Raw genomic sequence first — 12953 nt, forward strand, 5'->3', positions numbered from 1 at the left:
GCACCCGCCACCCGGCCGGCTCCAGAAAGGACCCCCTGATCACCGTGACGGCGATACCCACCTTCACCGGCGACGCGAACCCCTACGGAGGCGGCGACCCGTACGCGGACTACCGCACCGCCGACTTCCCCTTCACCCAGTACGCCAACCTCGCCGACCGGCAGCTCGGCGCCGGTGTCGTCGCCGCCAACGACGAGTTCTTCGCCCAGCGCGAGAACCTGCTGGTGCCCGAGCCGGCCGAGTTCGACCCCGAGCACTTCGGGCACAAGGGCAAGATCATGGACGGCTGGGAGACCCGCCGCCGGCGCGGCGCCAGCGCCGAACACCCCTGGCCGACCGCCGAGGACCACGACTGGGCGCTGGTCCGCCTCGGCGCGCCGGGTGTGATCCGCGGGATCGTCGTCGACACCGCCCACTTCCGCGGCAACTACCCGCAGGCGGTCTCGGTCGAGGCCACGTCCGTACCCGGCGCGCCGTCCCCTCAGGAGCTGCTGGGCGACGACGTGAAGTGGACGACGATCGTCCCGCGCACCGCCGTCGGCGGCCACGCGGCGAACGGCTTCGAGGTCAGCGTCGAGCAGTGCTTCACCCATCTGCGCGTCAACCAGCACCCCGACGGCGGCATCGCGCGCCTGCGCGTGTACGGCGAGGTGGTGCCCGATCCGCAGTGGCTGTCCGTTCTGGGCACCTTCGACGTGGTCGCCCTGGAGAACGGCGGACGGGTCGAGGACGCCTCCAACCTCTTCTACTCCCCGGCCACCAACACCATCCAGCCGGGCCGCTCCCGCAAGATGGACGACGGCTGGGAGACCCGCCGCCGCCGTGACCAGGGCAACGACTGGATCCGCTACCAGCTCGTTGCCCAGTCCCAGATCCGCGCGATCGAGATCGACACGGCCTACCTGAAGGGCAACAGCGCGGGCTGGGCCTCGGTGTCCGTGAAGGACGGCGAGAACGGCGACTGGACGGAGATCGTTCCGCGCACCCGCCTCCAGCCCGACACCAACCACCGCTTCGTGCTCCCGGAGCCTGCCGTCGGCACGCACGCGCGGATCGACATCTTCCCCGACGGCGGCATCTCCCGCCTGCGCCTGTTCGGCTCCCTGACCGAGCGGGGCGCGACGGCCCTCGCCGCCCGGCACCAGGAACTGGGCGGCTGACCCACCCTCTGCGCGCGGGGCGCCCCGGCCCGGACAGCACCGGGGCGCCCCGCGTGTCACCCGCCGTGTCACCCGTACGGACCCGGCTCCCTGGAACTTACGGGTCCGTCTCCCGCGTTCTTCCCCACGTGACCCTTCAGCAAGAGATCGTCGGCAACGCCATGCAGATGGCGGTCGTCAACCTGCAGCCCGGCCAGACCGTGTACTGCGAGGCCGGGAAGTTCCTGTTCAAGACCACGAACGTGACCATGGAGACGCGGCTGACCGGACCCTCCGGAAACGGCGGGCAGCAGGCACAGGGCGGCTCGGGCGGCGGCATGGGCGGCCTGCTGCGCCAGGCCATGGGCACCGCCATGCAGGTCGGTCAGCGCATGCTCGCGGGCGAGTCCCTGGCCTTCCAGTACTTCACCTCCCAGGGCGGTGAGGGCACGGTCGGCTTCGCCGGTGTGCTCCCCGGCGAGATGCGCGCCCTGGAACTCGACGGCACGCGCGCGTGGTTCGCCGAGAAGGACGCCTTCGTGGCCGCCGAGTCCACCGTCGACTTCGGCATCGCCTTCGCCGGCGGCCGCACCGGCATGAGCGGCGGAGAGGGCTTCATCCTGGAGAAGTTCACCGGGTACGGCACGGTGATCATCGCCGGCGCGGGCAACTTCATCGACCTCAACCCCGCGGACTTCGGCGGCCGCATCGAGGTGGACACCGGCTGCGTGGTGGCCTTCGAGGAGGGTATCCAGTACGGCGTCACGCGCGTCGGCGGCCTCAACCGCCAGGGCATCATGAACGCCGTGTTCGGCGGCGAGGGCCTGTCCCTGGCCACCCTGGAGGGCAACGGCCGGGTGATCCTGCAGTCCCTCACCATCGAGAGCCTCGCCAACGCCCTGAAGAAGGCCCAGGGCGGCGACAAGCAGGGTCCGACCGGTGGACTGTTCTCGACCCACACCGGCTGAACCGATGAGTTCCGGGCGCGTGCGGGGTCTGAGCCGATGACACGGACCCCGCACCCGGAAAGAAGGCACCCGCCATGGGCAAGCTCGTCTCCACGATCTTCGTCACCCTCGACGGCGTCTACCAGGCCCCCGGCGGCCCCCAGGAGGACCCCCGGGGCGGCTTCGAGCACGGCGGCTGGAGCTTCACGTACGGCGACGACGACTTCGGCCGGTTCGTCACCGAGGTCTTCGACCACGCGGGCGCGTTCCTGCTCGGCCGCCGTACGTACGAGATCTTCGCGTCCTACTGGCCGAAGGTGACCGACCCCGCCCACCCGATCGCCGCCAAACTGAACGCCCTGCCGAAGTACGTCCCCTCGTCCACCCTCACCGACCCCGGCTGGTCCGGCACCACCGTGATCGGCGGCGACCTCGCCAAGGAGGTCACCGCCCTCAAGGAGCGCACCGACGGCGAGCTCCAGGTGCACGGCAGCGGCGCCCTGGTCCGCTCCCTGCTCGACCTCGGACTGGTCGACACCCTCCACCTGCTCACCTTCCCCGTGGTCCTCGGCACCGGCCTCCGCCTGTTCGCCGAGGGTGCCGTACCGACCGCCTTCACGCACACCGCCGGACGCGTCACCGCCGCCGGTGTCTCCCTCCAGTCCTACGACCTGGCCGGCCGGCCGCGGTACGGCTCCTACGACCTCCCGGAAAACGCCTAGTCCCAAGATCGCCCCGCCGGTACGGTGATCGCGCCCCGTGGGAGCCGCCGACGTCTCCGCACCCCCTCCGGAGACCGGGAGAGCCGCACCCATGTCGTCGATCGCCGTACCGGGAGCCACCGTCGCGCCCCGCCACGCCTGGCACACCGACCTGCCGGTGCTGCTCGTCGCGGTCTGCTGGGGCGCCAGCTATCTCGCGGCCAAGGACATCACCACCGCCCGTACGGTGCCGGCCGTCCTGGTGCTGCGCTTCGCGCTCGCCCTGCCCGTCCTGTTCGTCGCCGCACGCCGCGCCCTGCGCGCGCTGACCGCCGCCCAGTGGCGCGGCGCGGCCCTGCTGGGAGTGATCCTCAGCGGGATCTTCCTGCTGGAGACCTACGGGGTGGTGCACACCTCGGCGACCAACGCGGGGCTCGTCATCAGTCTCACCATGGTCTTCACCCCGCTCGCCGAGGCCGCCGGCACCCGCACCCGGCCCACCCCCGGCTTCCTCGGCGCGGCGCTGCTGTCCGTGCTCGGCGTGGTCCTGCTGACCCAGGGCGGCGGCTTCACCCGGCCGAGCACCGGCGACCTGCTGATGCTGCTCGCCGCGCTGGCCCGCACGCTGCACGTGCTCGCCATGTCCCGGATCAGGGCCGTCCAGGGTGCCGGCGCGCTGCCGCTCACCACGGTCCAGCTCGGCGCGTCCGTCGCCGTGTTCGCCCTCCTGTCCGCCGTCTCCGGCGGGCCCGCGCCCTGGACGGCCGCGGCGGACTTCGGCCCGCGGGACTGGGCGGGGCTGGTGTTCCTGTCGGTGCTGTGCACGGTGTTCGCCTTCTTCGTCCAGATGTGGGCGGTCCGCCGTACCTCCCCGTCCCGGGTCGGTCTGCTGCTCGGCACCGAGCCCCTGTGGGCCGCCGCCGTCGGTATCGCGCTCGGCGGGGAACGGCTCGGGGCGCCGGGGCTCGTCGGGGGCGCGCTGGTGCTTGTGGGGACGGCGTGGGGACGCCGGGCGGCAGGTTAACTTCACGAAAACTCATCGGACTTGACAGGAAAATCTTCAACTTTGTCGTTGACATGCCAACGTCTACGCGCGTCATCATGACGGCATGAGATTCCCCCCACGCGCCACTCGTGCCGGCGCCGCAGCCGCACTCCTGTCCGCCCTCCTCGTGGGCGGCACCGTCTCCGCCACCACGGCGGTCGCCGCCCCCAGGACGGCCGTCGCCGCCGCGTCGGTCGGCAGCATCTGCTACGGCGACCTGCCCTCGCAGGCCCACCACACCCTGGACCTGATCGACCAGGGCGGGCCCTTCCCCTACTCGCAGGACGGCACCGTCTTCACGAACAAGGAAGGCGTCCTGCCCAGCCAGCAGTCCGGCTACTACCACGAGTACACGGTGGTCACCCCGGGCTCCCCGACGCGCGGTGCCCGGCGCGTCGTCACCGGCGAGGAGTCCCAGGAGGACTACTACACCTCCGACCACTACGCCACGTTCGACCTGATCGACTTCGGCTGCTGAACCGAACGGTCACGTCCGGGCCGACGGTGTGACCGGGGCTTCCCGGACGTGTTCACGGCCACGACGCCCGCCCCGCGGCCATGCCCCCGCGCATCCGCCACGGGGCGGGCGTCGTGGCGCCGCACGGCCGCCCCACCCCGGTGTCACACCGCCGAAAGTCCACAAGCGTGCGACTTTGGTCGGCGATCCCGTGTACGGCACGGCCCGGCGGCCGATCACTGCGTAGATTTGCCGACCGTGAGCAAGGACGAGGCGATACGGGTGACACAGGGGTTCGCGGGCCGCCGCTGGCTGTTCCCCTCGGCCCTGGTGTACGAACTGGACCCGGACGCCCGCGCGTCCGGCCGGCGGCCGCGGCGCACCGCGCGCGACTGGGTCGTCGACTTCTCCTGCTTCCTGCTGGCCGCCGTCATGGCTGTGGCGGCGGCCCAGTCCGTGCCCGACGAACCCGGCCTGCCGCACTCCCTCGCCGCCCTCGACCAGGCGCTCGGCGCCGTCGCCTGCGCGGCGGTCTGGGTGCGGCGCCGGTGGCCGGTCGGGCTCGCCGCCGCGATGGTCCCGGTCGACCTGCTGTCGAACACCTCGGGCGGCGTGGCGATGGTCGCCCTGTTCACGCTCGCCGTGCACCGCCCCTTCCGCTACGTGGCCTGGATCGGCGGCGTCGACCTCGCGCTGATCCCGCTCTTCTCCTGGCTGCGGCCCGACCCCGACCTGTCCTACGCCGGAACCGTCGTCTTCACCACGCTGCTCACCGTGTCGGTCATCGGCTGGGGCATGTTCGTCCGCTCCAAGCGGATGCTGATGCTGAGCCTCAGGGACCGGGCCCACCGGGCGGAGACCGAGGCACGGCTGCGCGCCGAGCAGGCCCAGCGCCTGGCCCGCGAGGCCATCGCCCGCGAGATGCACGACGTCCTCGCCCACCGGCTCACCCTGCTCAGCGTGCACGCGGGCGCCCTGGAGTTCCGGCCGGACGCGCCGCGCGAGGAGATCACCCGGGCCGCCGGAGTGATCCGGGAGAGCGCCCACGAGGCGCTGCAGGATCTGCGGGAGATCATCGGGGTGCTGCGGGCCGGCGAGTCCGAGGAGACGGCCGGCGAGCGGCGCCCGACGCTGGCCGCGCTGGACGCCCTCGTCGCCGAGTGCCGCGAGGCGGGCATGAAGGTCACCCTGGACCACCGCGTCGCCGATCCGGCCGCCGTCCCCGCCTCCGTCGGCCGCACCGCCTACCGCATCGCCCAGGAGGCCCTGACCAACGCCCGCAAGCACGCCCCCGGCGCCGAGGTCACCCTGAGTCTCGCCGGCACGCCCGGCGACGGCCTCACCCTCGCCGTCACCAACCCGCCGCCCACCACCGAGCCCGCCCCGGTCCCCGGCTCCGGCCAGGGCCTGATCGGCCTCACCGAACGCGCGAGCCTGACCGGCGGCCGGCTGGAGCACGGCAGCACGGCCGACGGGGGGTTCGCGGTACGGGCCTGGCTGCCGTGGGCCCACACCGGGCCGACGGCCTGACGATGCCGTCGTACCCCGGCAGGGCCCCCGCCCGCCACCCGCACCGTGATTACGTAAGGTCCATGACACCGATCAGACTCCTCCTCGTCGACGACGACCCGCTCGTACGCGCCGGACTGGCCCTGATGATCGGCGGGGCCGGGGACATCGAGATCGTCGGGGAGGCCGCGGACGGCGCCCAGGCCGAGGAACTCGTCGTGCGCACCCGGCCGGACGTCGTCCTCATGGACCTGCGGATGCCGTCGGTGGACGGGCTCACCGCCACCGAGCGGCTGCGCGCACGGGCCGACGCCCCGCAGGTCGTGGTGCTCACCACCTTCCACGCCGACGAACAGGTACTGCACGCCCTGCGCGCCGGCGCCGCCGGATTCGTCCTGAAGGACACCCCGCCCGCCGAGATCGTCGACGCGGTGCGCCGGGTCGCGGCCGGCGACCCCGTCCTGTCGCCCGCCGTCACCCGGCAGCTGATGCGGCACGCGGCCGGCGGCGCCGCCGACGCACGCCAGGCACGCGCCCGCGCGCGGCTCGCCGCCCTCAACGACCGAGAACGCGAGGTCGCCGTCGCCGTCGGCCGCGGCCTCGCCAACGCCCGGATCGCCACCGAACTGTTCATGAGCGTGGCCACCGTCAAGACACACGTCTCCCGCATCCTCGCCAAACTCGGCCTCGACAACCGTGTGCAGATCGCGCTGCTCGCCTATGACGCCGGACTCCTCGAGGAGGACGGGCACTAAGCCCGTGCGCCGCCCGTTGTCCCTGTACCGGGAGGCACCCGGTGAGCCTCGGGGGAGTCCGGAAGGGGAGCGATGGACAGGCAACAGGTGGTCGATCTGAGGGAGTTCGGGGACGCCCTGCGCACGGACCCTCATCCGGTGTACGCCCGGCTGCGCGAGCAGGGCCCCGTCCACCGCGTCCGGCTGCCGGACTGGGAGGACCCGGCCTGGCTGGTCGTCGGGTACGAGGAGGCGCGGACCGCCCTCGCCGACACCCGGCTGGCCAAGGACACCGCCAAGATCGGCGTGACCGTCATGGACCAGGAGATGATCGGCCAGCACCTGCTGGCCACCGATCCGCCCCAGCACACCCGCCTGCGCGGCCTGGTCACGCGCGCGTTCACGATGCGCCGGGTGGAACAGCTGCGCCCGCGGATCCAGCAGATCACCGACGAACTGCTGGACGAGATGCTCCCGGCCGGCCGCGCCGACCTCATCGCCTCCCTCGCCTACCCGCTGCCCATCACCGTCATCTGTGAACTCCTCGGCGTCCCGGACATGGATCGCGAGGAGTTCCGCAAGACGTCCACGGAGGTGGTCGCGCCGACCAACGAGCAGACGGCGTACGACGCGGTCGTCAGCCTCGGCGCGTACCTCACCGAGCTGATCGAGGACAAGCGCCGCTCCGGCTCCGCCGACGACCTGCTCAGCGATCTGATCCGCACCACCGCCGAGGACGGCGACCGGCTCTCCGCGCAGGAACTGCGCGGCATGGCCTTCCTGCTGCTGATCGCCGGCCACGAGACCACCGTCAACCTCATCGGCAACGGCGTCCACGCCCTCCTGACCCACCCCGGCCAACTCGCCGCCCTGCGCGCCGACATGAGCCTCCTGGACGGCGCCGTCGAGGAGATGCTGCGCTACGAGGGCCCGGTGCACAGCGCCACCTACCGGTTCGCCGCCGAGCCCCTGGAGATCGCCGGTACGGCCATCGAGCGGGGCGCGCATGTGGTGATCAGCCTGACCGCCGCCCAGCGCGACGGCGAGCGCTACGACGACCCGCACCGCTTCGACATCCGCCGCGACACCCGCGGCCACCTCGCCTTCGGCCACGGCATCCACTACTGCCTGGGCGCACCCCTGGCCCGCCTGGAGGGCCGCACGGCCATCGGCACCCTCCTCCGCCGCGCCCCCGGCCTCGCCCTGGACGGCGACCCGGGCGAGTGGCTCCCGGGCCTGCTGATGAGAGGCGTACGCAGCCTGCCGGTGCGCTGGTAGTTCCCCAGGGCCGACACCCTGCCCGGCCGAGCCGCCGGTGCCGGCGGCTCGGCGGGAAGTCGTGGTCGTACCGGTGTGGCTGTGGGCAGTCGTGCCGCCGGGGCGGCACGGGTGGGCGCGGCGGCACCCTCGGCGCCGGTGAGCGGCCCGGCCCCCGGTCGGCCCCGGCCGACGGTCCGCCGGAGCCGCCGCCCGCCGTACCGCAGCCGTACCGACCCCGCTACGACGCCCGCACCCGGTCCGGGATGTCGGTGAGGGGCACCGGGCGCCGCTCCCGTCGGGAGACCTCGCAGGCCTCGGCGATCCGCAGGGCCTGCAGCGCCTCGTGGCCGTCGCACGGGTTGGTGCGCTCGCCGCGGATCACGTCCACGAAGGCGTTCAGTTCCGCCTCGTACGCGGGCCCGAACCGCTCCAGGAACCCCGTCCACGGCTTGTCCGCGGGCGGCGGCCCGGTCGGTTCGGTGGAGGCGAGCGGCGTACGGTCGTCCAGGCCCACCACGACCGTGTCCCGTTCCCCGGCCAGTTCCATGCGCACGTCGTAGCCCGCGCCGTTCAGCCGGGTCGCCGTCGCCGTGGCGAGCGTGCCGTCGTCCAGCGTGAGCAGCACCGCGCCCGTACCGACGTCACCGGCCTCGCGGAACAGCGGGAGACCGCCGTCGGAGCCGGTGGCGTACACCTCGGCCACCTCACGGCCCGTCACCCAGCGCAGCACGTCGAAGTCGTGGATCAGCGTGTCCCGGAACAGCCCGCCGGACAGCGGCAGCCACTCGGGCGGGGGAGGGGACTGGTCGCAGGTCATCGCGCGCACGGTGTGCAGCCGGCCGAGCCGTCCTGAGCCCACGGCCTCGCGGGCACCGGCGTATCCCGCGTCGAAGCGCCGCTGGAACCCCATCTGCAGGACCGTTCCGGCCGTCTCCACCTCGGCGAGCGCCTGCAGGGTGCCCGGCAGGTCGAGCGCGATCGGCTTCTCGCAGAAGACCGGCAGCCCCGACCGGGCCGCCCGGCCGATCAGTTCGGCATGGGCCGGCGTCGCCGTGGTGATCACCACCGCGTCCACGCCCCATGTGAAGATCTCGTCCACGCCCGGCGCCGCCGTCTCGCCCAGCCGGTGCGCCAGCGCCTGCGCCCGCACCGGATCCGCGTCCGTGAGGATCAGCGAACCGACCTCGCGGTGACGGCTGAGCGTTCTCGCGTGAAGGGTGCCGATGCGGCCCGTACCGATGACCCCGATGCGCATGGGAACAAAGTGAGGGCGGACCCCGTACCCTGTCAATGCGTATGTCCGGACAATCGGACTACACAACTTCCCGTCAACCGATCACGGGACTACGCTCGAGCCCGTGCCGAAACCAGATGTGGACCCGACCGTGTCGCTCGACCTCCGTGTGGACCGTAGCTCCCCGGTGCCGTTGTACTTCCAGCTCTCCCAGCAGCTGGAGGCCGCCATCGAGCACGGCAGCCTCACCCCCGGCAGCCTGCTGGGCAACGAGATCGAGCTGGCCGCACGGCTCGGCCTGTCCCGGCCGACCGTCCGCCAGGCCATCCAGTCCCTCGTCGACAAGGGGCTCCTCGTGCGCCGCCGCGGTGTCGGTACGCAGGTGGTGCACAGCCAGGTCAAGCGCCCGCTGGAGCTGAGCAGCCTCTACGACGACCTGGAGGCGGCCGGTCAGCGCCCCGCGACCAGGGTGCTGGTCAACACCGTCCTGCCGGCCTCCGCCGCCGTCGCCGCCGCGCTCGGCATCCCCGAGGGCAGCGACGTGCATCGCGTCGAGCGGCTGCGCCTCGCGCACGGCGAGCCGATGGCGTACCTGGTCAACCACCTCCCGCCCGGCCTGCTCGACCTGGACACCGGCCAGCTGGAGGCCACCGGCCTGTACCGGCTGATGCGCTCCGCGGGGATCACCCTGCACAGCGCCCGCCAGTCCATCGGGGCGCGCGGGGCCACGGCCGCCGAGGCCGAGCGGCTCGGCGAGGCCGAGGGGGCCCCGCTGCTCACCATGCAGCGCACCACCTTCGACGACACCGGCCGCGCGGTCGAGTTCGGCGACCACACCTACCGTCCGACGCGCTACTCCTTCGAGTTCCAGCTGCTCGTCCGGCCCTGACGGGGTAGTGCCGAGGCAAGCCCAAAAGCCGCCAGTTCTTGATCTCGAAGCGCGGACGTTTCGGTGGATCGCGTCTGCCGCCACGGACTGGGCACCGTCGGAACGCCGACGGACGACGTCTGGCTCATGCTGCGGCGTAGGCGGCGAGTGAAGGCTCCAACAGGCGGAAGGCGCTGTCCGCCTCAGCGATGACGGTGGCGGAGATCCTGGCGTTGTCCTGGCCGGTGAGGGTGAGTTCCTGGATGCGCTGGAACAGGGTGCGGTGCACGGCACCGAGCAGGGCGGCGGCGGTGCGGGGGGTGATGTCGCCGCGCGGTGTGCCGGTGGCGTCGGCCAAGGCGTCGGCCAAGGCGGCCTCTCGCAGGTCGTGCAGGTCGCGCAGTCGAGCGGAGAGGGTGGGGCTGTCGGCGATCATGCGGGCGAAGTCGGGGCCGGAGAACCCGGCGACCGGGTCGGCGTCCGCGGCCGCGTCGGTGAAGGCGCGACGCAGGGCCGACAGGGCCGACTCGCCGGCCTGACGGCCGGTCACCGTACCGGCCAGGGAGGCGATGAAGGCGTCCTGGTGGTCCAGAGCCAGATCCTCCTTGCGCGGGAAGTAGTTGGTCACGGTCTTCTTCGCCACCCGCGCGGCGGCAGCGATCTCGGCAATGGTGGTCCGCTCGAAACCCTGGGCGAGGAACAAGCCGGTGGCGACGTCGGAGATGAGCTGCCGGGTCTCCTGCTTCTTGGATTCCCGCAGGCCGGTAGGGGGTGCGGACGAGGTGGCGGCAGTAGTCATGGAGCAATTTTACCCTCGTAGCATTTTTATGTTGACGCCCTCAGGGGGCGAGTCTAAATTTATGTCCGTCGTAAGTTTCCTATGGGGCGACGAACGGATGCGCCCATGCTCGAGTCCCGTCCTGTCGCCCTTCGGATCGCACCCGTCAAGATCGGCCCGGCCCTGACCGGGCGGGACAACCGCGCCCCGGCTCCACTCACCCGGCACCCGTACCTCCGTCTCCCGGAAACCACTGAGGAGAATCCCCTTGCAGATCACTGCGTCCACCGTCTCGCTCACCGTCGACGACGTCGCCGCGTCCCAGCGGTTCTTCACCGCCCACCTCGGCTACGTCGAGCAGGCCGCTGCCGAGGGATTCGCCTCCCTGTCGCGCGGTGACGCCGCGATGGACATCGTCCTGCTCGCACGTGGCATTGCAGTGCTGCCGGCCGACCAGCGTGATCAGCACGCCTCCGGCCTGATCCTCGCCTTCACCACCACCGGCATCGAGATCGAGGAGAAGCGGCTGCGCGCCGAGGGTGTCGAGATCACCATGCCGCTGCGCGAGGAGCCCTGGGGCGAGCGCCTTTTCCAGGTCACCGACCCCAACGGCGTGATCGTCCAGTTCGTCGAGTGGGTCACCCCGTCCGCCCCCGAGAACGCCTGAGGTCCCACCGCGTCAGGCCACATCCGGGCCATGCCCCGGCAACGCCCGGCCCGGACCGTGTGCGCCGTCGACATCCCGCAACCCCGCCGTGGGTGAGTACACCTCCTACGACGCCCCGTACGGCGCCGCGGAATTCGAGCACCGCAACGTCCTCTACGGCCACGGGTCAGAGCGCCTCGTCATCGGCAAGTACGGCGCGATCGCCTCGTCGGCGGCAACCCGGCCAGACCGATCCGGCAGCGCTTCGACGACGCCGGTATCGAGCGGCTGCTGCGCGCCGCGTGGTGGGACTGGCCCGCCGAGCTGGTCACCGCACACGCCCGCACCATCGTGGCCGGAACCCCGGTCGGCATCGAACGCATCGCCACCGAGCACGGATTGGGAAAGCCCCATTGAGTCATGTGATCCAGGTATCCGTCGAAGAGCACGCGGTGGCCGACAGCGCGGCCGGACCCTACGCCCTCACCACGGGACCGGACGGCGCGCTGTGGTTCACCCTCGTCCACAGCGGCCGGATCGGCCGGCTCGTCCCCGGCGGGGAGCCGACGAGCCACCGGCTCGACCCCACCTGCGGGCCGACCGTCATCACACCCGGGCCCGACGGCGCGCTGTGGTTCACCGAGTACCGGGCGGACCGGATCGGGCGGATCACCACAGACGGCATCATCGACGAATTCGGCGTGCCCACCCCCGGCTGCGGACCGTTCGGCATCGCGGCGGGACCCGACGGTGCGCTGTGGTTCACCAAGACCGCCGCCGACCGTATCGGCCGTATCACCGTCGACGGCCACATCACCGAGTTCCCGCTCCCGGTCACGGGTGCGTTCCCCTCCGCGATCACCGCCGGTGACGACGGGATGTGGTTCACCCTCAACCAGGCGAACGCCATCGGGCGGATCGACATGGACGGTGCGGTCACCCTCCATCCCCTGTCGACGGAGGCGGCAGCACCGGTGGGGATCGCCGCAGGCCGCGACGGAGCGCTGTGGTTCACCGAGATCGCCGCCGGGCAGATCGGACGGATCACTCCCGACGGGCAGATCACCGAGTTCCCGCTGCCCGGCCGCACCGCCCGACCGCACGCCGTCACCGTCGACGATGACGGCACCGCATGGTTCACCGAATGGGGCGGCAACCGCGTCGGCACGATCACCCCCGACGGCTCAGTCACCGTCCACGACCTGCCCACCCCCCACTCCGAACCACACGGCATCACCGTCGGTCCCGACGGCGCCCTGTGGACCGCGCTGGAGATCGGCGTACTCGCCCGCATCGCTCCAGCGGACAGCACCGCCTGACCAGGCTGCCCCCTCACACCCCGTCAGAAGTGGTCGCCCGTACGGTGGCCGGGGAGGAACCCAGCACCGACGACCTTCGGCCGAACGGGTGACGGCGGCGACCACGCAGGGCACCGAGATCAAGAACTGGCGGCTTTCGGGCTTACCCCGGCGCTACCCCCTGACGGCACCCAGCGGTTCGTCGCAATGTCCGGACAAGCGGACGGGTGGGTGCTCCCTGCTGTGTCACGAGTGTTACCCGTGTTCGATACTGGAGCGTTTGGGGCTGCCGAGGCGATCGGCAGTCCCTCTCGTCCGTCGGAGCAACAACACAGCA

The 12953-nt window shown here is 72.0% G+C and carries 14 protein-coding genes; 11 read left to right on the forward strand and 3 right to left on the reverse strand.

Going from position 1 to position 12953, the window contains the following annotated elements:
• Positions 1 to 44 precede the first annotated feature (44 nt).
• The 8 genes from alc (at position 45) to ACWC94_RS37490 (ending at position 7810) form a co-directional block, all read left to right on the forward strand.
• The gene (gene alc / locus ACWC94_RS37455; RefSeq protein ID WP_450801760.1) at positions 45 to 1160 is read left to right on the forward strand and encodes an allantoicase; all 1116 of its coding nucleotides are present in this window, start codon (positions 45 to 47) and stop codon (positions 1158 to 1160) included.
• 128 nt (positions 1161 to 1288) lie between these two features.
• On the forward strand, positions 1289 to 2107 hold the full coding sequence (locus ACWC94_RS37460; RefSeq protein ID WP_450801761.1) for an AIM24 family protein: 819 nt from the start codon (positions 1289 to 1291) through the stop codon (positions 2105 to 2107).
• A 74-nt stretch (positions 2108 to 2181) separates the two neighbouring features.
• On the forward strand, positions 2182 to 2808 hold the full coding sequence (locus ACWC94_RS37465) for a dihydrofolate reductase family protein (RefSeq protein WP_450801762.1): 627 nt from the start codon (positions 2182 to 2184) through the stop codon (positions 2806 to 2808).
• Positions 2809 to 2899: 91 nt separating this feature from the next.
• Positions 2900 to 3811, forward strand: a complete 912-nt coding sequence (locus ACWC94_RS37470) for a DMT family transporter (protein WP_450801763.1) — start codon at positions 2900 to 2902, stop codon at positions 3809 to 3811.
• An 85-nt stretch (positions 3812 to 3896) separates the two neighbouring features.
• Complete coding sequence (locus ACWC94_RS37475; protein WP_450801764.1) at positions 3897 to 4310, forward strand: ribonuclease domain-containing protein; 414 nt, start codon at positions 3897 to 3899, stop codon at positions 4308 to 4310.
• Between the two features lie 237 nt (positions 4311 to 4547).
• On the forward strand, positions 4548 to 5819 hold the full coding sequence (locus ACWC94_RS37480) for a sensor histidine kinase (RefSeq protein WP_450801765.1): 1272 nt from the start codon (positions 4548 to 4550) through the stop codon (positions 5817 to 5819).
• A 62-nt stretch (positions 5820 to 5881) separates the two neighbouring features.
• Positions 5882 to 6553, forward strand: coding sequence for a response regulator (locus tag ACWC94_RS37485; RefSeq protein ID WP_450801766.1), 672 nt, complete (start codon positions 5882 to 5884; stop codon positions 6551 to 6553).
• 72 nt (positions 6554 to 6625) lie between these two features.
• Positions 6626 to 7810, forward strand: coding sequence for a cytochrome P450 family protein (locus ACWC94_RS37490; protein WP_450801767.1), 1185 nt, complete (start codon positions 6626 to 6628; stop codon positions 7808 to 7810).
• Between the two features lie 220 nt (positions 7811 to 8030).
• Here ACWC94_RS37490 and ACWC94_RS37495 read toward each other — a convergent pair whose 3' ends face one another.
• The gene (locus ACWC94_RS37495; RefSeq protein WP_450801768.1) at positions 8031 to 9047 is read right to left on the reverse strand and encodes a Gfo/Idh/MocA family protein; all 1017 of its coding nucleotides are present in this window, start codon (positions 9045 to 9047) and stop codon (positions 8031 to 8033) included.
• 130 nt (positions 9048 to 9177) lie between these two features.
• Between ACWC94_RS37495 and ACWC94_RS37500 the strand changes: the two genes are divergently transcribed.
• Complete coding sequence (locus tag ACWC94_RS37500) at positions 9178 to 9915, forward strand: GntR family transcriptional regulator (RefSeq protein WP_450801791.1); 738 nt, start codon at positions 9178 to 9180, stop codon at positions 9913 to 9915.
• Positions 9916 to 10039: 124 nt separating this feature from the next.
• Here ACWC94_RS37500 and ACWC94_RS37505 read toward each other — a convergent pair whose 3' ends face one another.
• Positions 10040 to 10693 carry a TetR/AcrR family transcriptional regulator gene (locus ACWC94_RS37505; RefSeq protein ID WP_450801769.1) on the reverse strand — a complete coding sequence of 218 codons (654 nt, stop codon included), beginning with the start codon at positions 10691 to 10693 and terminating at the stop codon, positions 10040 to 10042.
• 247 nt (positions 10694 to 10940) lie between these two features.
• Between ACWC94_RS37505 and ACWC94_RS37510 the strand changes: the two genes are divergently transcribed.
• Entirely contained in the window at positions 10941 to 11339 is a 399-nt protein-coding gene (locus ACWC94_RS37510) for a VOC family protein (protein ID WP_450801770.1), read from the forward strand.
• Positions 11340 to 11492: 153 nt separating this feature from the next.
• Here ACWC94_RS37510 and ACWC94_RS37515 read toward each other — a convergent pair whose 3' ends face one another.
• A complete protein-coding gene (locus ACWC94_RS37515) occupies positions 11493 to 11732 on the reverse strand; it encodes a hypothetical protein (RefSeq protein ID WP_450801771.1) in 240 nt (79 codons plus the stop codon).
• A gap of 8 nt (positions 11733 to 11740) precedes the next feature.
• On the opposite strand from ACWC94_RS37515, the gene ACWC94_RS37520 reads away from it, so the two are divergent.
• Positions 11741 to 12637 carry a Vgb family protein gene (locus tag ACWC94_RS37520; protein ID WP_450801772.1) on the forward strand — a complete coding sequence of 299 codons (897 nt, stop codon included), beginning with the start codon at positions 11741 to 11743 and terminating at the stop codon, positions 12635 to 12637.
• The last annotated feature ends 316 nt before the right edge of the window (positions 12638 to 12953 follow it).

Source organism: Streptomyces sp. NPDC001135 (assembly GCF_053598395.1).

Coding starts and splice junctions, on each gene's coding strand:
- ACWC94_RS37465 (WP_450801762.1), top strand. CDS start 2,182: ATGGGCAAGCTCGTCTCCACGATCTTCGTCACCCTCGACGGCGTCTAC.
- ACWC94_RS37470 (WP_450801763.1), top strand. CDS start 2,900: ATGTCGTCGATCGCCGTACCGGGAGCCACCGTCGCGCCCCGCCACGCC.
- ACWC94_RS37505 (WP_450801769.1), bottom strand. CDS start 10,693: ATGACTACTGCCGCCACCTCGTCCGCACCCCCTACCGGCCTGCGGGAA.
- ACWC94_RS37485 (WP_450801766.1), top strand. CDS start 5,882: ATGACACCGATCAGACTCCTCCTCGTCGACGACGACCCGCTCGTACGC.
- ACWC94_RS37495 (WP_450801768.1), bottom strand. CDS start 9,047: ATGCGCATCGGGGTCATCGGTACGGGCCGCATCGGCACCCTTCACGCG.
- ACWC94_RS37490 (WP_450801767.1), top strand. CDS start 6,626: ATGGACAGGCAACAGGTGGTCGATCTGAGGGAGTTCGGGGACGCCCTG.
- ACWC94_RS37475 (WP_450801764.1), top strand. CDS start 3,897: ATGAGATTCCCCCCACGCGCCACTCGTGCCGGCGCCGCAGCCGCACTC.
- ACWC94_RS37515 (WP_450801771.1), bottom strand. CDS start 11,732: ATGGGGCTTTCCCAATCCGTGCTCGGTGGCGATGCGTTCGATGCCGAC.